The following is a 19,681-nucleotide window of genomic DNA, read 5'->3' as shown; positions in this document are numbered from 1 at the left end:
ATGCATTCGGGCCAACAGCCATTACGTGTTTTGTTGGCCTCTGAACGGCTTCGGGTTTATCCTTCAACCCGGTTGCGGCCTGCTTTTTTGGCGCGATAGAGCGCCTGGTCAGCCGCTTTCAACAGATATTCCCCTGCGTCTGTGCCAGCATCGTATACCTGGTCGCTGCCGGCTATCCCTATACTCACCGTCAACGGCACGGGCGTTTGACCGGATGTCAGTTGCAGCGTTTCCACTGCCTTGCGCATGCGTTCTGCTACGAGCATTGCCCCGGCTGACGGTGTGTCCCGCAGAATGATAGCGAACTCTTCACCGCCGTAGCGGCAGACAATATCGCTGTCCCGTGACATATTACCGAGCACTTCCGCAATGCGCTGTATCACCGCATCTCCGAAAGGATGGCCGTAAGTGTCGTTGATTGGCTTAAAGTGATCGATATCTACCATCGCGACGGCCACCGGGAGGCCTTTGCGCTCCAGCACTGACATCTCGACGGCCAACCGGTCATTGAGATAGCCGCGGTTCCAGAGGCCGGTGAGGGCATCAATCTGGGCCTTGGTGGTGAGAAGGTCGTGATAACGTTTGGTCCGCAAGGCTGACCGCACCCGAGCCTTGAGCTCCACAGCATCAAATGGTTTGGTGACATAATCTACTGCGCCCAGTTCGAAGGCCAGGACCTTGGTCTGCACATCCATCGTTCCGGTCAGGAAAATCACCGGTATGTCAGAAAGCTCGTGCTCGTCCTTGAGCTGGCGACAGAGCGTCATGCCGTCAACATCCGGCATGTCAAGATCCAGAAGGATCAGGTCGGGCTGCTCACTCCGGGCAAGCCGGAGCCCTTCGGCGGCATTATCAGCATGAAGGAGGGTCAATCGCTCAGAGCGAAGCCGAACGCCCACCAGTTGATGGATGTCCGGCGAGTCATCAACAATGAGAACGGACTGGTGAACCAGATCAGTCAAAACTTTTACCCTCCCTTCGGCGGGTCATGGCGGACGCGTGCACAGATGTCCTCAAGTCGGGCCACGGCGTCTTTCATCTCGCTTGTCTGGCCCTCTTCCCGGGCAGCCGCTTCCACGGCTGCGGCCTGCTCGCTCACGGGCATGAAGCCGAAACCACCGGCGGCTCCCTTGAGCTGGTGGGCGAGGCGCTTCAGCTTGGCGGCGTCACCTTCATCCGCAGCCAGGCGTATATCTGCCACCTGTGGTGGAAGACGCGCCACAAAGCCGGAAATCAGCTCGTCCATGTCCGGATCGTCGGCATAGATGCTGTAAAGCCCACCCTCGACGAGCCTGGAGTCGTATCCAGCTACCGGTTGTTCGGTTACCGGCGGTTCGCTCACTGCCGGCTCTGCCACGATGGATCCGGCACCGCCGCCCCGTACCCGGTTCAGGTGTGACGCCACCGCGGCAATCAGAACCGCGCGGGCGATCGGTTTGGTAAGGTAGTCATCGCAACCGGCCCTGATGCAGCGCTCTCTCTCACCGGTCATTGCATGGGCGGTCAAGGCAACGATCGGCCCGGTATAGCCCCGCCAGCGGAGCCTGGCGGTGGCGCCGTAACCGTCCAGCTTTGGCATCTGCATGTCCATCAGGATGAGGTCATAGGGCATGCTGTTTTCAAGGGCCTTCGTCCCCTCTTCTACGGCAATCTGGCCGTTTTCAGCCACATCCACTTCCAGGCCATGCTTCTGCAGGATGGTGGAAATCAGCAACTGGTTGTCATGCCCGTCTTCCGCCAGAAGTATGCGCCCGGCCAGCATCTGCTCAGGCATGGCTGCAGGCACATCCATCAACAGTTCTCCGGAGGCAAGGCCGTGCTCGGAGACCATCTGGGTGGTCTCGTCGATCGCCTGGTAGATCACGAATGTGAACGTACTACCCTGGCCTGCCTTACTACTTGCCCGGATCTCACCACCTAACGCCTCAGCAAGGGAGCGGCAGATAGCCAGGCCAAGGCCCGTGCCACCATATTCCCTTGTGGTCGCGGCGCTTGCCTGCTGGAAAGGCTGGAACAGGGTTTCAAGGTTCTCTTCACTCAGCCCTATGCCGGTATCGCTGACTGCCAGTTCCACCCGGGAAGCTTCAGTGCCCGGGTCAACACAACGGGCGGCCAGCCTGACCCGACCCTGGTGAGTAAACTTGATGGCATTACTGAGAAGATTGAGGAGCACCTGACGCACCCGCATGGCGTCGCTACGGATGTACACCGGAATGGGAGTTTCATACTCCACTTCGAAATCCAGGCCTTTTTCGTGGGCCCGTACCTGCATGATGGAGGCGGTCTCGTGCACCAGCTGGTGGAGAGAACAGCTCAGCTGTTCAACGTGCATTTTGTTGGCCTGGATCTTCGATATGTCCAGCACATCGTTGATAAGGGCAAGCAGGTGTTCGCCGTTTCGTCTGACCGCCTGGATATAATTGAGCCTGTCACTCTCCCCCAACTGCCTATCCATCAACAGATCCGCGAAACCCAGCACAGCCGTGAGCGGGGTACGGATTTCATGGCTCATGTTGGCGAGAAATTCACTTTTCGCCTGGGATGCGTCCTCTGCGGCCTTTCGGGCACGCTGCTGCTCCTGCTCGGCGATTCTGGAATCTGTTACGTCATGGAACACCGCCACGCCGCCCATCTGCTCGCCGTCGACATCGAACAGGGGCCTGGCGGTTGCATGTATGTATAAATCTGTGTCCCGGCCAGGTGTGCGGACAATCAGCTCCTCTCCGTCCACCAACTCTCCGTGCATCGCCCGGCTGAGCGGTAGCTTTTCAGTGGGACAGGGTGTTTTCCCATCGGGATAGAAAAAGCCGTAATTCTCACTCCAGTTATCGTCGTCGCCTTCTTCGGGGGCCCTGCCCAGCAGTTTCTGGGCAGCGGGATTGAAGACAAGGGGGCGGGCTTCCATGTCGGCGACTATTATGCCCTCGACCACGGACTCAAGAACCGTGCGGAACATGGACTGGTCTCTTAGGGCTTCGAACACATCTCGGGTGGATTCGCGGCCGGGAAACAGGGTGCGCATTTCCTCTTCCAATGCCCGAATGTCATCGTCCAACCCATCAATACTGCCATACGTTTCACTTTCAGTACCGACCGGCCCTTTACTCAACCAGCGCTGGAGACGACGCTGCATTTCCTCGATTCGTGCATCGGATGGCATTGTTCAGACCTTTAAGAATATCGGTTATTCAAACGTAAACCATTGAGCGGTACGCCTGTCAATTATTAAGCCGTGGAAATAAGTCACTGGGTGTTCCAACTATCAATACGGAGAAGTAAAGGCGTTATCGTGCTCTTAAGCGCTAGCGCTATTCAACAAAGGAGTCCGGCTCATGGGTGCTATCCTATTCGACTGCAAAGCGACCGATTCAAGGAGATACCATGGATGATGCAGTGTATTGGTACGCGATGGCGGCAGTGCTGCTGTTCATTAAAATGCTCGCCATTGCGGTGTACCAGGGCTTTCATCGCATTGGCAAGATGACTTTCAAGACCCCGGAAGATGCCGCTTTTGTGGGCAAGCAGGCCGCGCAAGAGGAGCTGCCGCAGGTGCAGCGCGCGGCCCGTGCCTGGTCCAACGACGTCGAAAACATTCCCATCTTTTTGGCGCTGGGCGTGGCTTACGTATGGGTCGGCGCAGCGCCTGGCCTGGCGGCCTGGCTATTCATGATCTTCACGGCCGCCCGTTATATGCACACCGCCTGCTATCTGGCAGCGCTCCAGCCCTGGCGAACGGTAGGGTACGCCATTGGCGTGGTGTGCATGCTGGTCATGTGCGTCCTGATTCTGGCGCAACTTTATTAGCTTATGCGCAAAAAATGGTCTCCCTGAGGCCATTAAATCCCCGCCAGCCATTCCCAGAGTTGATGATAGAGCGGAATACCGATCAGCACATTGAAGGGAAAGGTGAGTCCTAATGACGCCAGCATGGCAAGGCCAATGTTGGCGTCTGGAATCGCGGCACGAACGGCGACAGGGGCGGCAATGTAGGAGGCGCTGGCGGTAAGGCTTGCCAGAATAATTGCTGAGCCAGCGGGCAGTCCAAGCCAGTAGGCCATGAGTAGTCCAAAGCAGGAGAGCACAACGGGCGCTGCCAAGGCAAAGATGATCAGGCGGCTGTGCCCCCAGCGCAGGCTGCGCAGCGTCTCTGCCGCGACCAGGCCCATTTCCAACAGGAACAGTGCCAGAATGCCCTGGAAGGCATTGGTGTAAAGGCTGGTCACCGATTCGCCGGCATTCGGCCCGTATAGCCAGCCGATCAAAACGCCGCCGACCAGCAGGATGACGCCGCGATTGGTGAGTGTTTCGTGCCACAAACCCGTCATCGTAGTGGTTGAGCTTTCACGGCTAAACCGCCGATAGAGCAAAATCCCGAGCATAATCGCCGGCAGTTCAAGCAGCACCAGATAAAGCGTTACCTGCCCACCGGTCATCAGGCTGTGCGCTTCGGTATACGCCAGGGCGACGGCGAAGGTGCCGGCGCTAACCGAACCGTAGTGGGCAGCAAGGCTGGCGCTGTCTGCCAAAGTGAGCCGCACCAGGTAGCGAACAACGGGGAAGATGATCAGCGGGATTAAAATGCCCAGCAGGGTAACCCCGGCAAGCTCGATTAACAGAGCAGTATCCAGGCTCCCGTGCAAGGCCATGCCGCCTTTAAGGCCAATGGTCAGCATCAGCAGCAGGCTTAAGATGTCATAAGCGGCTTTGGGAATGCTGAGATCGGAGCGCACCACACCGGCAATCACACCTAATACAAAGAACATCACCACAATATCCGGCACGGTAAATCTCCTGAAAAGTTGGTTGGGCGAAAAGTTGGTCGGGCGGCTACTTTAGCGATCTCAAGAGATTGATGAAAACAAATAAACTTTATATAGTCATAGATAATTATCTATGGTGTAAGTAATGAAAGTACGACAACTGACCTTTCGTCTGCTGCAGGTTTATGCCGACGTGGTTCGCACAGGCTCGATTACCGCCACGGCCAATCGGCTCCATCTGACCCAGCCGACGGTGTCTCAGCAGTTGAAACGGCTGCGGGAAATTGTCGGCGAACCCATCGTGCGCCAGGAAGATAGCCGCGTAGTCCCCACAGAGGTCGGCCAGGCGCTCTATCAGCTAAGTCAGGATTTGCTCAGCCGCGCCGATGTGTTCAGCCAGTATCTGGAAGAATACAACCGCGGCGGCCGCGGCCATTTTAGTATTGGTTTAGTGAACACCGCCCAATACGTGCTGCCGCGGCTGTTGGGGCCCTTCAGTCAGGCTAATCCCCAGGTGGACGTCACGGTTGAGATCGGTAATCGTCAGCAGATGCTCAATCGCTTTGAGCGCCATGAAGACGATCTCTACGTATTTAGCCACCCGCCTTCGGACGACGCCGTAATGGCCGCGCCTTTTCTGAGCAATCCGCTGGTGGTGGTAGGGCCCGAAAATAACCGCTGGGCGAATGTAAAAGACCTCACCATGGAGGCCTTGAAAGAAGAGCGTTTTCTGCTGCGTGAACCGGGTTCGGCGACACGGCATACCTTTGATGCCTGGCTATACAGCGCGGGTATCGAGCTGCGCTCTACCCAGCAAATCGCCAGCAACGAGGCGATCCGGCTGGCGGTGGCTTCCGGGATGGGGCTGGCAGTGCTGTCCCGCCACGTGGTGGCGGATTCGCCCAAAGGTGTTCAAGAGCTGCCCTTGCAGGGTTTTCCGCTGAAAAGCCGCTGGCACTTCGTGGTGCGACGGGAGCGCCGTCTGCCGCCCGCCGCCTATCGTTTTTTGAGTTTTGTACAAGGTGTGCTGGCGCTCGAGTTTAATGAACCCGAAGGAGAACGTGCCGTGGCTGAGCTACTACGCACCCTGGACACCAAGCGACGCTAGCTTACTTATTCGTTCGACGCCTCACGTGCTGCCTGCAACAACCCAATGACCTCGTCATCGCTGGTTTGGGTAAAGTCCTGGTAGTGCTCGCCCACGGCGGTGAAGGGTTCGGGGGTTGCCAGGCAAATCACATCGTCAACGTCGCCAGCCAGTTCACCCAGTGTCGATGCCGGGGCGACGGGCACCGCCAGGGTGACTGTGGCGGCGCCAGCCTGCCGCATTGCCCTGGCGGCTGCCTTGGCCGTGCCGCCGGTGGCGATACCGTCATCCACCAGTATTACTCGGCGTCCGCTCACGTTGACCGGCGCTTGCTCGCCTCTGTAAGCGTGGCGACGGCGGGTAATCTCGCGCTTTTGTCGTTGTATTTCCTCTTCAATATAGCGCTCGGGTACCTGCAGCATCTTCACTGTTTGCGAGTTCATCACCACCTGCGGTGGATCGCCATCCACCACCGCGCCGATGCCGAACTCGGCATGCCCCGGTGCGCCCAGCTTGCGTACCACCAGAACATCCAGCGGGAGTTGAAGACGCATGGCCACTTCGTAGGCCACGGGGACACCGCCGCGCGGCAGGGAAAGAACGACGTCGTAGTGTTTGCCGGCTAGTGCGTTGGCGAGTTGACGTCCAGCGTCACGACGATTTTCGAAGCGCTCTTGACGGTTAGGCATGAGTAGCTCCTGAGCACCATGTCGGTTGGCACCCGCCACGCTATTGACGGGGCAGGGTGTCATCACACGATGGATTAACGCTTGTTAGACTATAGTAATAGGTAGTGGCTTATCCAAGCCTAAGTGGTTCTTCATTGACCACCATTGCGGGTAATCTTTTTCAAGGAGTCGTCATGCTGCTCAAAGGATCATGCCACTGCCAGGCAGTGACGTTCAGCGTAAAGTCACACCATCCCTATCCTTTTAACTGCTGTTACTGTTCGGTATGCCGCAAAACGGCGGGGGGAGGCGGCTATGCGATCAACCTTGGTGCCGATAGCAGTACGCTGAGGGTTAGCGGTGACGCGCATATCGCCATCTACCGAGCCGTGATCGACGGCGAGGAAAGCACCGCCGAGAGGCATTTTTGCCAGCATTGCGCGAGTGCCCTCTGGGTTTACGATCCCGAATGGCCTGAGCTGATTCACCCTTTCGCCTCGGCGATCGATACGCCGTTGCCTTCGCCGCCCAAGAAAACGCACATGATGCTGGGTAGCAAAGCGGAATGGGTCGAAGTCAACGCGCCGATTCAGGACAAGTGCTTTTATGCCTACCCGGACGAAAGCCTGGCCGAATGGCATCAACGCCTAGGGCTGGAGCAGTAACCCAGGCAGATAGGCGCTAGTGGGCGTGTGCTTGGCGGTATAGCCACCACGCATCTACCCCGAACGAATAGATTAAAGACAGCAGGGCGCTTAACGCCAGTATTTCCGCGGCCAGGCTGGAGGTCAGCGGTGTCAACGCCAGCAGGAGCGCCACCACTTGCCAGACGCATACGGTTTTGCGGCGCATGCTGGCAAACAGCGGTTTGGTCAGCCAGGCGAACCGCCAGCCAGCGGCCACGAACAGGTAGCGCATGCCGCCAATCAGCAACACCCACCCGCCCAACGATTCAAGCCACAAGCCTACGCAGAGCAGCATGATCAGCAGGGCATCCAGCTCCATATCAAAGCGCGCGCCAAACGATGAAGCGCTTTGCGTGCGACGCGCCACCCAGCCGTCGACGCCGTCCAGTACCAGGGCGAGCACGGCAATCGCCAGCCAGGACCATACCGCCGTCATGAACGCCTGGTTGGCCAATGCACCTGCCGCCAGCGCGACCAACACCGCGCGTGCCAGCGTCACCCGGTTCGCCCAGCCGAGCGGGCCATATGGCCAGTAAGTGATAACCAACCCACCCACCAACGCAAAGCACGAAAGGGCAAGGCCCCAGTTAAGCGGCCCGGACAATAAAGCAGGTAACCACCATCCAGAAAGGCCCAATGCGATGCCACTTAGGACGACTTCCATGGCCGTTTGCCAGCGCTTGGTGGCCGGAATGGTTGGTGTGTTGGTAAACAGAGACATGGCACTCCCGCCATCACAATCATTGCATCGATAAAATAATTCGATGCAAATATTTTTATATGTACCATTCTTGTAGAAGAAGGTAGGGTTGTCTAGTCTGCAATATCGAATATCCGTTTGTTTAACGCTACGCTAAAAGGGTGCTGCCAGTGAACACAATTCGACGCCAGTTCGGTCTGACTGGCCCGGCATTTCACATCGGTACACCCCAGGAACAGCGAGCGGCACAAGGAAGGAGTGCTGATGAGCAACACCAATAACGCCACGGCGTTTTGGGTCACCCACCCAGGCCGCGGTGAGCTCCGACAGGAAACATTGCCAGCGGCGGGTGAGGGCGACGTTCTTGTACGTACCCTTTATAGCGGGATTAGCCGTGGTACCGAATCGCTGGTATTCAATGCCCGCGTGCCGGAAAGCGAGTTTGCCCGCATGCGAGCCCCCTTCCAGGCGGGTGACTTCCCCGCGCCGGTTAAATACGGTTACGCCAATGTTGGGTATGTGCTGCAGGGCCCGCCTGAGTTGCTGAACCAGCGCGTGTTCTGCCTGTACCCCCATCAAGATCACTACGTGGTGCCCGAGTCGGCGGTGCTACCGATTCCCGATGCCTTGCCGTCTGAGCGCGCCGTGCTGGCTGCCAACATGGAGACCGCAATTAATGGTGTCTGGGATGCCGAACCCATGCTTGGCGAGCGGATCAGTGTTATCGGTGCTGGCGTCGTCGGCGCGCTGGTAGCCTATCTATGCGCCCAGATACCCGGCGTCGATGTACAGCTGGTGGATATCAACCCCGACCGCGAAGCGTTGGCGGAAACGCTTCGCGTGCCGTTTCACCTGCCCGAGGAGGCCAACGCCGAACAGGACTGCGTGATTCACGCCAGCGGCCACGCTGACGGCTTGCGACAAGCGCTCAGCCTGGTCGGCAACGAGGGGCGCATCATCGAAATGAGCTGGTTTGGCGAAGGCGAGGTGTCGGTGCCGCTTGGTGGCGCTTTCCATTCTCAGCGGCTTACCCTGCGCGCCAGCCAGGTGGGCCAGTTGCCAACTCGCTTGCAGCCACGCTGGGATTATCAGCGGCGGCTCCGTCTGGCACTGAATCTGCTGGTGGATAACCGCCTGGATGCCCTGATCAGCGGGGAGAGCGACTTTATCAGCATGCCCGATCTGGCCCCACGGTTGTTTTCATCTGGCAGTACCGAGCTGTGCCACCGGCTGCGCTATTCCCACTAACGATAATACGACAGGAGTGTCTATGTACCGCTTATGTGTCCGTGATCATTTTATGATTGCCCACAGCTTCAAGGGTGAGGTTTTTGGCCCGGCCCAGCGCACCCACGGCGCGACCTATGTGGTGGACGTTATTTTCCAACGGCCGGAACTGGATGATGACGGTCTGGTCATCGATATCGGTTTGGCTGGCGATACCCTCAAAGCGGTCCTGGCAGGCTACAACTACCAAAACCTGGATGAGGTGAACGAGCTGCAGGGCCACAACACCACCACTGAATTCATGGCCAAGGTGATTTACGACCAGCTTGCCGCCGCGATTAAGGCCGGCGAAATGGGCACGACGGCCCGTGGACTGACCCATCTGGAGGTCAAGCTGCATGAGTCGCATGTGGCGTGGGCGAGCTACGAAGGCGCGCTATGAGCCAGCGATTTAGCCTGATTGTCGCTGGCGACCCGGACCAGCGAACCGGCGGTTACCTTTACGATGCCCACATCGTGTCGGCGCTGCGGGCGCAGGGCTGGACGGTCGAGGTGATCGGTCTGCAAGGGAGGTTCCCGGATGCCGATGCCACCGCGACTCAGGCATTGGAGCACGCATTGTTGGCTCAGCCCGATGGTGCGACGGTCGTCATCGATGGGCTGGCCATGGGGGCATTGCCCGACGTGGTGACCCGCCACGTTGATCGCCTGGCCATTACGGCGCTGGTGCATCACCCGCTGGGCGATGAATTGGGCCTGGACGCGGATGATCAACAGCGGCTCCACCAAAGCGAGTTGCGCGCCCTGGCGGTTGTCCCACGGATTATCGTGACCAGCCACTTTACCGCCCGTCGATTGTCAGCATTGGCCGATGCGTATGCGATCCCACTCAAAGCGAGTACGACTGTTGTCGAACCTGGCGTTGAGCAGGCGCCGGTGAGCCCTGCCTGCGAGCCGGGTGAGCCACAGAACTTATTATGCGTGGCGACCTTGACGCCCCGCAAAGGCCAGGATGTGCTGATTGAAGCGCTGGCCGGGCTCACGGCGAGCCGCTGGCGCTGTGACTGCTTCGGCGGTGCGCGGGATGCCGAGTTTACCTTGCGGCTGCAGTATCTGATTGAATTTCACGGCCTTGAGGATCAGGTTACCCTGCATGGTGAGTGCGGCAGCGACACCCTCGAAGCCGCCTACCAGAATGCTCATGCCCTGGTATTGCCTTCTTGGTACGAAGGCTATGGCATGGTGGTGACCGAAGCGCTGGCCCACGGCCTGCCTGTCATCACCACGACCGGTGGCGCATTACGCGATACTTTGCCCGCCGGTGCCGGTTTAAGCGTTGAACCCGGCGACGTCGAAGCCTTGCAAAGCGCTATCGAACAGTTCTGTGACGATGCCGTCCTGCGGGCCTCATTGCGCCAGGGGGCCATCGCGGCTCGCCAAACGCTCAAGGATTGGCCCGCCGCGGCCGAGGCGTTTGCCGGTGCACTGGCTTCAAAAGACGCGCCTTTGGCGTCGGGTAGCGAATTTGCCGCCTCTTGGCTGGCGCTGCGTGAGCCGGTGGACCACGCCTCCCGGTCCCAGCGTCTGACGACACTTGCCGGCGAGTGGCTGTCTGCCTGCTCCACGCCTCATCGGCTGGTGGATCTGGGCTGTGGCCGGGGCAGCAATGTTCACTATCTGGCGCCCCGTCTACCTGGCCCACAGACCTGGACCCTGATCGACCACGATGCCACATTGCTTGGCGACGCCCGGGCGCGGGTAATGACCCTGCGCGACGCTCACGGGCAGTCGATCGCTGCCGACACTGAGACGGCCTCTTTCGCCCGTCTCGACACACCCGCATTGAACGGCGCGCATCTTATCACCGCCTCGGCACTGCTCGACTTGGTCTCGAAATCCTGGATTGATCAACTGGTGGCCCACTGCGCGGCGCAGCGTCAGGGGCTGCTTATGGCGCTCAGCGTTACCGGTGAGTGGTGGTTCACCGACCGTCATCAACGACCGGTTGTCGATGACGAAGATCAATGGGTGCTCGAATGCTTTCGTGCCCATCAGCAGCGCGATAAAGGCCTTGGCGATTCCCTCGGCGGTCGCGCGCATGCCACCCTTGCCGCTGCCTTTAAGGTCGCTAACTACCGTGTTGAAGAAGCTGATACGCCATGGCAGTTAGCGGCGGGTAACCCTGACCATCAGCCACTCATGGCGTCATTGATTGACGGCTGGGCGTCGGCGGCCACCGAGCACGCGCCTGATGCCGCTGGACGCATTGCTGACTGGGCCGCCCTGCGTCATCAGGCCGTCGCCAGCGGCGAACTGGGTATCTGGGTTAGCCACCGTGATCTACTGGCCGTGCCCAAGGAAGCGCAAGCCCAGGAAGCCCAAACCCAGGGGGAAGGGTAACACCATGGCAAAGGCGCAGTGGTGGCACGCCCCGTGGCTTCGCCGCGTGGTCGTCAGCGGTTTGCTGCTGGGGGCCGTTGCGCTGTGGGTCGACCCCCAGGCGATTGTCGCGCAGGTGCAGCGTTTTTCCCCTGGCTGGGTGCTGTTGGCGCTACTGATTAGCGTGGGTCAGGTCGTGCTTAGCGCCTGGCGGTGGCAGTTGACGGCCAGATTGATCGAGGTGCCCATACGCTTTGGCTACGCGCTGCGCGAGTATTACTTGGCTCTGCTAGTGAACCAGTTATTGCCGGGCGGCGTGCTGGGTGATGCGGGGCGTGCTCATCGGCATGCCAGCCAATCCGCCTCAAGGGGGCGGGCGTGGCGCGCGGTGATTATCGAGCGGGTGTCGGGTCAGGTGGCCTTGGGGCTGCTGACGCTAGTGGCGCTTGCGCTGTCGCCACTGTGGCACGCAGCACTCGGCTGGTCGGTGTGGTTATTCATCGGCATCGCAGGCGTACTGGCCGTGGGGTTCACTACGGTGGTTGTCGGACTGGCACGTAAAGGGTCGCTGAATCTGCCCCGCTGGTGCCTGGCCGTTGGCCGGGATATCCAGCGCGGCCTGTTAACCGCGGGTGTCTGGCCTCTGCAATTGCTGTCCTCGCTGACCATTGTGTTCAGCTATGGGCTGGTCATGGTTTGCGCAGCGCGGGCGATTGGCGTTGAACTGCCGGTATCGAGCCTGCTGGCCCTGGCCCCGGTGATGCTGCTTGCCATGCTGGTGCCTTTCTCGGTGGCCGGTTGGGGCGTGCGTGAAGGCGCCGCGGCAGGCATTTGGGTGTGGGTGGGCTTGCCCACCGCCCAGGGCGTAGCGGTGTCGCTGGCCTATGGGGTGGTCGTTCTGCTGGCCAGCTTGCCGGGCCTTTGGGTGGCCATCGGCCGACGCCATGCGGCGCTACCTCCCGAAAGCGGCCGGGCGCAGCAGGACGTCGAACAGGGTGTCTTCACCACAGCGGAAGGTTCGCAGCGCAGGGCGCAGCGCAGTGTCCAGCGTTTCAATGGGGGTCATCTGCAATCCGGGCCGCCCCGAGCCGATCAGCAGCGGCGCAACAAGCAAGTGCAGTCGGTCGACCACGCCTGCCTCGATAAACTGGGAGACCGTAATCCCGCCGCCTTCGACCAAGACTCGGCGCAATTGGTGGGCGTCGAGCAGTTCAATGACATCGCGGGGCTCAAACTGGCCTCGGCCATTCAGCGGCAGCACGCAACGCTCCACGGTGGCGGGCGGGTCGGGAAGCGAGGCGTCCGGCCCGATCACATGCAGCGTCGGCGCCACGTTGGTCTGAAACAGTTGCCGGTCCATCGGCACGCGGCCACGCGGGTCGAGTACAACGCGGGTGGGGTGAGCGCCGCTAACGTGGCGCACGGTCAACTGCGGATCATCCGCATCGGCGGTACCGGCACCGATGACCACCGCATCGGCAAGCCCCCTCAGTCGGTGCAGATGCGTAAGGCTTTCCCGACCGTTGATGTAGTGGGAGTGACCACTCTGGGTGGCGATCCGCCCATCCAGGCTTTGCCCCAGCTGGGCCACCACCCAAGACGCCGTCGTTGCCAGCGGGGCCAGACAGTTCGCCAACTCGCTGGCCTCAGCGGCCATCGGGTTGGCGTCATCCAGGGGTTGGCCTGCCAGCAGGCGCTGCCAGATAGCGTCCGGGATGACGTCAGTGTGGGGGCTCAATCGATTCGTACGTTCCATGGAGTCGGGCATGACGCCTCCGTTTGGGATCAACCGTTGCATCATGCGGTGCACGGCGACCCGGCGCAAGCGCCACTCGCCCGTCACGCCAGTCAGCCAGGAGGCTTCTATGTATCACATTGAACGCGCCATCTTTGATATTCGACGAGGGCTTCCCGTGGTGGTTAAGGCGGGAGAACAGCAACTGCTGGTTCAGGCCTTGGAGGGCGGCGAGTCGGTGAATGAGCTGACCCGGCTGTCAGGTTCGCGCCCTTCGCTGGTATTGACGCGCCACCGGTTGCAGGCCATGGGGGTGTCGATTACCGCTGATGCTGCCTACTTGCCCCTGGCAGCCCATATGGACGAACGCGCCCTGCATACGCTTGCCGTCGCGCAGGTCGCGACAGGCGACGCGCCGGCCCTGCTGAGTGGCTTGCAGCCAGCGGGTACTGGCGAGCGGGCTGCCCTGGCGCTGATGCGCAGAGCCTTGCTGATCCCGGCGGCATTGATTGCCGAGGTTAGCGACAAAGCGGCTGAAGAAATCGCTCAAAAGTTAGCCAAAGGCGAGCTGCTGGCGGTTGATGCAAGCGCCGCTGAGTCCTGCCTGAACGGGGCACCGGGCATGCTCAAGCGGGTCAGCGAAGCCCGTATTCCGTTAGAGGATGCCGCCGAGAGTCGGTTTGTGCTGTTTCGTGAGCCGGATGGCCTACGCGAGCATGTGGCCGTGGTGATTGGTCGACCCGAGACGCACACCGAGGCCGTGCCGCTGCGCATGCACTCGGCGTGCCTGACCGGTGACCTGTTTGGCAGCCTGCGCTGTGACTGTGGCGAGCAATTGCGAAATGCCGTCGCCGATATCGAGGCGATGGGTGGCGGGGTGCTGCTGTACCTGGCTCAGGAAGGGCGAGGCATCGGCCTGGCTAACAAGCTGCGCGCCTATACCCTGCAGGATGATGGTCTGGACACGGTCGATGCCGACCAGGTGCTGGGCTTTGGCGAAGACGAGCGCGATTACGCCGTCGCGGTCGACATGCTGCATGCGCTGGGTATTTCCCGCGTGCAGCTACTCACCAATAACCCATTGAAAATGCAGGCGCTTAGTGAAGGCGGGATTGAGGTGGTCGCTCGCCAGGCATTGTACGGCCGCTTGACCGACCAGAACCATCGTTACCTCAATGCCAAGGCCACCCGAGCCGGGCACTTTTTGGAAGAGGTGTTGAGTAGCAAGTAAGAGGTAAGAAGAAAGTAGTAAGTTGGAAGAAGTAAGTGGAAATAAGCAGGAAGCAGTCAGTGTTCAGTTTTTGTAAGTGGTGGCAGGTTGGCGGTTTCGGCCACGACCTTGGCGAGCTGGCTTGCATAGTGATGGACCAGTCGCGCGCCCAGTTCAGCGGTTGCCAGCCGGGCATCGCCTGCCACTCCCTGACGGCTTAGATCTTCCGCTAGCCAGGCGAAAGCGGCGGCACCCTCTGCCCCTACCAGGGCGTCATCTTGAACATCAGCCGGTGAAGGCGCTTGATAGCCCTCCAACTGAACCAGCGTGGGCGCTAAATGTAGCATCATGGCGGTTTCCAGTGCACCACCGTGTAAGCCTCGACGCAATTCCTCGGCGTCAATGGCGCCTTCGAGCGGCGGCAGCCGGGTGTAAGTCGCTTTCACCACGCGCATGCCGTGACGGCGTCGCAGCGTCAGCGCTGCCAGATCCATCACGGCCTTGTTGCCGCCGTGGCTGTTAATCAACACCAGGCGATGAATGCCCGCGCGGGCCAGGCTATCGCCATAGGCTTCGAGTGTGGCGATGGCCACTGGCGCGGGCAGGCTTAACGTACCGGGGTAGCTGGCATGCTCATCGCTTGCGCCAACCGCGATCGGCGGCAGGCAGATGACTTCCAGCGACGGCGATAGCTGCTCGAGCATCGCGCTTTGCAAACCTTCACCAATCATCAGGTCCGTGGCTAACGGAAGGTGGGTGCCGTGCTGCTCAACGGCGCCGAGCACCAATACGGCCACCGGGTCGCGTTGGGCCATCTCGGCTAACTGCGGTGCGGTAAGCTGCTGCCAGTGGTAAATCATTGCGTGAAGGGCCTATTGGGTAGTGAGAGACAGTACTAAGAAAAAGCATCAATCAATGAGACGCCAGCAGGTGCGGGTGGTCCCAGCGGCAGGCGTAAAGGTCGCCGGAGGGTAGGGCATCCGCCCCCTCGTTCAACCACTGGCGAATCGCTTCCGGTGTTTGCCATTCTTTCCAGCGAAAATGGCGCTGCTCGCCGGCGACGGCATTGTAGCGATAATCCCCCAGGCGGCTTAACTGGTCGACGCACTCGTGGCTTACCTTCAGGGCACCGGTCACAAATTCTACCGATAGCGCTGCGACGGGATAGCTTAGCCCGGCCAGTACCTCGGCTTCAAAGCCTTCCACATCAATCTTGATGAAACTGGGCTCACCGTAGTCGGTAATGAGTTGATCGAGCGTGGTGACGGGAACGCTCAGGCGTTGCTCCCAGCGCACCTGACTAAAGCCTGCATTGCGTTGGCCGATCTGCTCCCGCCATTCGCTGGCGAGCGTCGCGAGCGTAGGGTTGGCACTGCTAATGGCAATCTCGGCAACGCCTTCAGTGGGGCCGGCAGCCACTGGCAGCAAGGTGACGGGGGGCGTTTTTACCATGCGCTTGAACCACTTGGCGAGCACTGGCTGCGGCTCGAGGGCGATCACCTGGGCGCCTAGCGCATTAAAGGCGGCGCTTCGGTCACCTAGGTGGGCGCCAATATCAAAGGCGGGCTTGCCAGGCACAATGAACGGTCGGTAAAGCTGTTTAAGTCCCCGCTGACGACCTGGCCGCCAGTAGATGAACAGCGAGCGGGCGAGCCCACTCGCTTGACGTAGCCGTTGGCCATGCCCGAACTGCATTAGTGAGGCTCCTTGAAGGTGGCTGACGGAGCGGTAAGCGCCTGGCGATCAAAGTGTCTGAAGGACTGATCAGGCATCTCGCCACTGCGCTCAGCGGGTAACGGCGCCAGCGGGAAGGGCTGCTGGGTGGCGGGGTCCAGCGGATAAGGATCGCTATTGGCTACCCGACTTTCAAAGGCATCCAGCAACGGTGGTTTGAACGTGCTGCTGGGGGTTTTGAGTAAACCCAGTTGGCTGATAACACCGCCCCAGGTGGCGCTGCTGGAGTATTTGACCAATGGGGCAGCGCCTACCAGCCCAAGCCAGGCAGGTGTCAGCCAGCCAAATGCCGTGGGTGAAAAGGTCACCATGATACCTGCCCAGAGTAGCCCGGTAAGGGTCATCCAGCCGGTGTGCTGCCAGGTTTCCTGCCAACTGAGCGAGCGTTCGCCGCGTGGCTGGGTTTGCCATTCGATGGCGCGGCCCAATAATACGTTGATAATGAACAAGCTGTGCCAGGCCATCATCAGTGGTGCGATCAGGGCGGCGAACAGCATTTCAAGGCAGGTGCTTACAACTAAACGCAGCCGACCGCCAAAGGCATGGGGCGCTTGCCCAAAGGCCAACAGCAACCCGAGCAGTTTGGGGGCCAGCAGCATGCCCAGGGTAATTGACAGTAGCCCTATTGAAAGCGGCTGGGGTAGTGGCCTGCCCATCACATCGCCAAGTACGTGATAGGTCACCAATACGCTGGTACAGATCAGCAAACTCAGCCATACCAGGGAGGATAAGAAGGCAAAGGCGCCGTAGAAAAAATGCAGCCGGCTGAGCGGGTGCAGGCCTGATCCGCCGAGCAAGCGTAAGTGTTGAAGGTTGCCCTGCAGCCAGCGGCGGTCGCGTTTGGCAAAGTCGAGCAGATTACTCGGCATGGCTTCAAAGCTATTGTGGGAAGCGCTGACGTAGGGGTCGTGCCGCGAGACTGCTGTGGTAACGGTGGTATCCAGCAGCACCTGCCAACCGCCGCGTTTGAGCAGGGCGGCCTCGACAAAATCATGACTGAGTAACTCACCGCCCAGCGGCGGTTTGCCGGGGAGCGTGGGCAAGCCTGCATGGTTCATGAACGCTCTAGTGCGGATGATGGCGTTATGCCCCCAGTAGTTGGCCGTATCACCCTGCCAGAAGCTCTGACCGGCCGCGAGCATGGGGCTATACAAGGCTGAGGCAAACTGGGTGAAGCGACCGAATAGCGTCTTTTGGCCCACCGGCATGGGCACTGTTTGGATCAGGCCAATGCCTGGCTGACGCTGCATGCGTTGAACCATGCGTAACAGCGTCGCGCCGCTCATCAGGCTATCGGCATCCAGCACGACCATAAAATCGTAGTGCTTTCCCCAACGGCGGCAGAATTCGGCAATGTTGCCCGCTTTACGGCCGTGGTTGTTGGCGCGACGCCGGTAGTGGATGGCTAGCTCGCCAGCAAAACGGTGCTGCAACGCTGATACATGAGCTTCCTCTATCTGGGCTTGATCAGCGTCTTGGGTGTCGCTTAGAACAAAAATATCAAAATGCGCGCCAAGTGGGTTTGCCGCCTCATCCTCGTCTTTATCGTCAATGGAATGCTGCAAAAGTGAGCGGCAGGTGGCTTCCAGACCTGCAAAGGTAGGCACAGGCGGCTCGGCGTAAATCGGCATGACCACTGCCGTCCGGCTGACCAATAACCGTGCGTTGGGTATTTCGTGATTGAGCCTGCGCAGGCTGAGGGGGTCAAGTTTTAGCGCGCATACCACAAAGCCGCACAAGGCGTTCCAGAATGCCAGCGCGATCCAGGTAAACGTCAGCGCAAACAACACCAGCATCGATATCTGCCAGCCCAGTGCAAGGCTCGACGTGACCCGGTACATGGCAACACACCCAGCGACACTCGATGCCAGCACCGCGATGGTCAACAAGGCACGGCGTGTTCTCAGCCAGGGAATCGAGGGTGCCAAAGGATCTGTATCAATCATCGGGATACCATACGTAATTCCAGGTCTCGCTGACGGATTTGCCCTCAAGGATTAGCCGTAGGCGAATATCGCTGGGTTGGTCGCTTGCAGGCAGCCGGAAACTCGCCCGCCAGCCATCGTTGGGCAACGCGGTGACCTGAGGCAGTGTCTCCTCGCCTTGTTGGAGGCTGATGTCCAGCTCGACGGGCTGGTCGGCGGTGATGTCGTCAAGCGCGCCGCCCTGGAAATCCACCATGAACTGACGTTCGCCTGCGTTGGGTTCCTCCGTTTGACCTGGCACTTCGGCGCGGCCATGACGGGTGCGCACCACGCGGCCTAATGGGTGGCTTTCTGGCTGAGAATTGAGCGTATGGGTTAGATAATGCAGGTGGCGGGAATCCCCGGCTTCCAGTGGCTTCTCGGCGACCCAGTAGGCAACGATATTGTCGTTGGTTTCGTCCGGCGTGGGGATTTCTACCAGCTCAACGTGACCCTCACCCCAGTCCTCGAGCGGTGCGACCCATTGGCTGGGGCGACGGTGGTACTGCGCTTCGGTGTCCAGGTAGCGGCTAAAATCACGCTCTCGCTGCATGAGTCCAAACCCTTGGGGGTTGTCGTCGATAAAGGACGAAATACGCACGTTGCCCGGGTTGGTCAGCGGCCGCCAAATCCACTCGCCGGCGCCGGTTTGAATCAGCAGCCCATCGGAGTCGTGAACCTGGGGACGATAGTCATCCGGGCGTTCGCGGCTGGCTTCACCATAGGTGAACATGCTGGTCAGCGGGGCAACCCCTAGCTTGGCGATGTCGTCACGCGCGAACAGTTCTGCTTCAACCTCTACCTGGGTGTTTTTACCGGGTTGAATCACAAATCGGTAGGCGCCGCTAAGCGACGGGCTATCCATCAGCGCGAGCAATTCTACCTGATCGGCGTCTGCGTCGGGTTTGTGTAGCCAGAACTCTCGGAACGCTGGAAATTCCTCGCCGTCGCTGGAGGCGGTATCAATGGCTAATCCTCGAGTCGATAAACCGTAGACCTGGTCGCGCCCGACCAGCCGGAAATAGCTGGCGCCGAGAAACACGGCAAATTCATCGGCATAGTCATCGCTATTCAGGGGGTAGTGCAGACGAAACCCCGCATGGCCACTGCCGCTCAGGTCGTAATCAAGTAATGCACTCGCCTCGCCGTCGTAGGAAAAGTCGTCCGTTGAGAAGGGCAAAGGGGCAACGTTGTCACCTTCAATCACATTGATCTGAACAGGCGTCTCGAACAGGAAACCGCTGTGAAACAGCTGCACACTAAAAGGGCCGTCATCACGCCAGTAAGCGTTTGAGGGATCAAAGCGAATTTGCCGGTAGGTATCGTAGTCAATCTCGCGCAGGGCGTCGGGCAGGTCATCCTCTGACGATTCGTAAGGCGCGTCGGCCAGTTCTTTTGCCTGTTCAATCACGGCTTGGTAATGGCGGTCTTGATCGGCCATTACTGGTAGTGTGACCAGCGAGGCGATCATGACGAGCAACCTTCCTTTTTTGGCGTAGCGCATAACGGCGATGTCCTTTCAGCTGCGTGT

General features: G+C 59.8%; 17 protein-coding genes and 1 pseudogene. 8 read left to right on the top strand and 10 right to left on the bottom strand.

Features of this window, described 5'->3' with window-relative positions; all coding sequences use genetic code 11:
* Positions 1-56 precede the first annotated feature (56 nt).
* Both HXW73_RS12390 and HXW73_RS12385 read right to left on the bottom strand, forming a co-directional pair.
* A complete protein-coding gene (locus HXW73_RS12390) occupies positions 57-962 on the bottom strand; it encodes a diguanylate cyclase (protein WP_186253388.1) in 906 nt (301 codons plus the stop codon).
* Positions 963-967: 5 nt separating this feature from the next.
* Complete coding sequence (locus HXW73_RS12385) at positions 968-3,160, bottom strand: ATP-binding protein (protein ID WP_186253387.1); 2,193 nt, start codon at positions 3,158-3,160, stop codon at positions 968-970.
* A 221-nt stretch (positions 3,161-3,381) separates the two neighbouring features.
* On the opposite strand from HXW73_RS12385, the gene HXW73_RS12380 reads away from it, so the two are divergent.
* Entirely contained in the window at positions 3,382-3,804 is a 423-nt protein-coding gene (locus tag HXW73_RS12380; protein ID WP_186253386.1) for an MAPEG family protein, read from the top strand.
* A gap of 32 nt (positions 3,805-3,836) precedes the next feature.
* Here the strand turns inward: HXW73_RS12380 and HXW73_RS12375 are convergent, their stop codons facing one another.
* Positions 3,837-4,781 (bottom strand): sodium-dependent bicarbonate transport family permease, encoded by a 945-nt coding sequence (locus tag HXW73_RS12375; RefSeq protein WP_186253385.1) that lies wholly within the window; start codon positions 4,779-4,781, stop codon positions 3,837-3,839.
* Positions 4,782-4,905: 124 nt separating this feature from the next.
* Between HXW73_RS12375 and HXW73_RS12370 the strand changes: the two genes are divergently transcribed.
* Complete coding sequence (locus HXW73_RS12370) at positions 4,906-5,868, top strand: LysR family transcriptional regulator (protein WP_186253384.1); 963 nt, start codon at positions 4,906-4,908, stop codon at positions 5,866-5,868.
* A gap of 5 nt (positions 5,869-5,873) precedes the next feature.
* Here the strand turns inward: HXW73_RS12370 and HXW73_RS12365 are convergent, their stop codons facing one another.
* Positions 5,874-6,536, bottom strand: a complete 663-nt coding sequence (locus HXW73_RS12365) for a phosphoribosyltransferase (RefSeq protein ID WP_186253383.1) — start codon at positions 6,534-6,536, stop codon at positions 5,874-5,876.
* A 173-nt stretch (positions 6,537-6,709) separates the two neighbouring features.
* Between HXW73_RS12365 and HXW73_RS12360 the strand changes: the two genes are divergently transcribed.
* Positions 6,710-7,180 carry a GFA family protein gene (locus tag HXW73_RS12360; protein ID WP_186253382.1) on the top strand — a complete coding sequence of 157 codons (471 nt, stop codon included), beginning with the start codon at positions 6,710-6,712 and terminating at the stop codon, positions 7,178-7,180.
* Positions 7,181-7,196: 16 nt separating this feature from the next.
* Here the strand turns inward: HXW73_RS12360 and HXW73_RS12355 are convergent, their stop codons facing one another.
* The gene (locus tag HXW73_RS12355; RefSeq protein WP_186253381.1) at positions 7,197-7,922 is read right to left on the bottom strand and encodes a CDP-alcohol phosphatidyltransferase family protein; all 726 of its coding nucleotides are present in this window, start codon (positions 7,920-7,922) and stop codon (positions 7,197-7,199) included.
* Positions 7,923-8,165: 243 nt separating this feature from the next.
* On the opposite strand from HXW73_RS12355, the gene HXW73_RS12350 reads away from it, so the two are divergent.
* The 4 genes and pseudogenes from HXW73_RS12350 to HXW73_RS17905 form a co-directional block, all read left to right on the top strand.
* On the top strand, positions 8,166-9,149 hold the full coding sequence (locus HXW73_RS12350) for a zinc-dependent alcohol dehydrogenase (RefSeq protein WP_186253380.1): 984 nt from the start codon (positions 8,166-8,168) through the stop codon (positions 9,147-9,149).
* A 22-nt stretch (positions 9,150-9,171) separates the two neighbouring features.
* Positions 9,172-9,570 carry a 6-pyruvoyl trahydropterin synthase family protein gene (locus tag HXW73_RS12345; RefSeq protein WP_186253379.1) on the top strand — a complete coding sequence of 133 codons (399 nt, stop codon included), beginning with the start codon at positions 9,172-9,174 and terminating at the stop codon, positions 9,568-9,570.
* Positions 9,567-11,528: a glycosyltransferase gene (locus tag HXW73_RS12340; protein WP_186253378.1), complete on the top strand. Its 1,962-nt coding sequence runs from the start codon at positions 9,567-9,569 to the stop codon at positions 11,526-11,528. Before HXW73_RS12345 ends, HXW73_RS12340 begins: the two co-directional genes overlap by 4 nt.
* Before the next feature lie 4 nt (positions 11,529-11,532).
* A pseudogene (locus HXW73_RS17905) lies at positions 11,533-12,363 on the top strand (lysylphosphatidylglycerol synthase transmembrane domain-containing protein); the annotation flags it as partial.
* A 96-nt stretch (positions 12,364-12,459) separates the two neighbouring features.
* Here HXW73_RS17905 and HXW73_RS17900 read toward each other — a convergent pair.
* Complete coding sequence (locus HXW73_RS17900; protein ID WP_240538779.1) at positions 12,460-13,164, bottom strand: RibD family protein; 705 nt, start codon at positions 13,162-13,164, stop codon at positions 12,460-12,462.
* Positions 13,165-13,372: 208 nt separating this feature from the next.
* Between HXW73_RS17900 and ribA the strand changes: the two genes are divergently transcribed.
* Positions 13,373-14,473, top strand: a complete 1,101-nt coding sequence (gene ribA, locus HXW73_RS12330) for a GTP cyclohydrolase II RibA (protein ID WP_186253376.1) — start codon at positions 13,373-13,375, stop codon at positions 14,471-14,473.
* Between the two features lie 56 nt (positions 14,474-14,529).
* Here the strand turns inward: ribA and HXW73_RS12325 are convergent, their stop codons facing one another.
* From HXW73_RS12325 to HXW73_RS12310, 4 genes are read right to left on the bottom strand one after another with little or no spacing between them, the layout of a single operon-like run.
* On the bottom strand, positions 14,530-15,312 hold the full coding sequence (locus HXW73_RS12325) for a creatininase family protein (RefSeq protein ID WP_186253375.1): 783 nt from the start codon (positions 15,310-15,312) through the stop codon (positions 14,530-14,532).
* A gap of 52 nt (positions 15,313-15,364) precedes the next feature.
* Positions 15,365-16,147, bottom strand: a complete 783-nt coding sequence (locus tag HXW73_RS12320) for an FkbM family methyltransferase (RefSeq protein WP_186253374.1) — start codon at positions 16,145-16,147, stop codon at positions 15,365-15,367.
* Positions 16,147-18,132, bottom strand: a complete 1,986-nt coding sequence (gene mdoH, locus HXW73_RS12315) for a glucans biosynthesis glucosyltransferase MdoH (protein ID WP_186253373.1) — start codon at positions 18,130-18,132, stop codon at positions 16,147-16,149. Before mdoH ends, HXW73_RS12320 begins: the two co-directional genes overlap by 1 nt.
* The gene (locus HXW73_RS12310; RefSeq protein WP_186253372.1) at positions 18,125-19,654 is read right to left on the bottom strand and encodes a glucan biosynthesis protein; all 1,530 of its coding nucleotides are present in this window, start codon (positions 19,652-19,654) and stop codon (positions 18,125-18,127) included. Before HXW73_RS12310 ends, mdoH begins: the two co-directional genes overlap by 8 nt.
* Positions 19,655-19,681 lie beyond the last annotated feature (27 nt).

Source organism: Halomonas sp. SH5A2, assembly GCF_014263395.1.
Classification (GTDB): Bacteria; Pseudomonadota; Gammaproteobacteria; order Pseudomonadales; family Halomonadaceae; genus Vreelandella.
Note: the sequence above shows the minus strand (reverse complement) of the source record. Positions and strands in the feature narration are given on the sequence as shown.

Bases quoted from the DNA above. Each gene is read 5' to 3' on its own strand.
- HXW73_RS12385 (WP_186253387.1), bottom strand. From the start codon at position 3,160: ATGCCATCCGATGCACGAATCGAGGAAATGCAGCGTCGTCTCCAGCGC.
- HXW73_RS12380 (WP_186253386.1), top strand. From the start codon at position 3,382: ATGGATGATGCAGTGTATTGGTACGCGATGGCGGCAGTGCTGCTGTTC.
- HXW73_RS12370 (WP_186253384.1), top strand. From the start codon at position 4,906: ATGAAAGTACGACAACTGACCTTTCGTCTGCTGCAGGTTTATGCCGAC.
- HXW73_RS12365 (WP_186253383.1), bottom strand. From the start codon at position 6,536: ATGCCTAACCGTCAAGAGCGCTTCGAAAATCGTCGTGACGCTGGACGT.
- HXW73_RS12360 (WP_186253382.1), top strand. From the start codon at position 6,710: ATGCTGCTCAAAGGATCATGCCACTGCCAGGCAGTGACGTTCAGCGTA.
- HXW73_RS12355 (WP_186253381.1), bottom strand. From the start codon at position 7,922: ATGTCTCTGTTTACCAACACACCAACCATTCCGGCCACCAAGCGCTGG.
- HXW73_RS12350 (WP_186253380.1), top strand. From the start codon at position 8,166: ATGAGCAACACCAATAACGCCACGGCGTTTTGGGTCACCCACCCAGGC.
- HXW73_RS12345 (WP_186253379.1), top strand. From the start codon at position 9,172: ATGTACCGCTTATGTGTCCGTGATCATTTTATGATTGCCCACAGCTTC.
- HXW73_RS12340 (WP_186253378.1), top strand. From the start codon at position 9,567: ATGAGCCAGCGATTTAGCCTGATTGTCGCTGGCGACCCGGACCAGCGA.
- HXW73_RS17900 (WP_240538779.1), bottom strand. From the start codon at position 13,164: ATGGCCGCTGAGGCCAGCGAGTTGGCGAACTGTCTGGCCCCGCTGGCA.
- ribA (WP_186253376.1), top strand. From the start codon at position 13,373: ATGTATCACATTGAACGCGCCATCTTTGATATTCGACGAGGGCTTCCC.
- HXW73_RS12325 (WP_186253375.1), bottom strand. From the start codon at position 15,312: ATGATTTACCACTGGCAGCAGCTTACCGCACCGCAGTTAGCCGAGATG.
- HXW73_RS12320 (WP_186253374.1), bottom strand. From the start codon at position 16,147: ATGCAGTTCGGGCATGGCCAACGGCTACGTCAAGCGAGTGGGCTCGCC.
- mdoH (WP_186253373.1), bottom strand. From the start codon at position 18,132: ATGATTGATACAGATCCTTTGGCACCCTCGATTCCCTGGCTGAGAACA.
- HXW73_RS12310 (WP_186253372.1), bottom strand. From the start codon at position 19,654: ATGCGCTACGCCAAAAAAGGAAGGTTGCTCGTCATGATCGCCTCGCTG.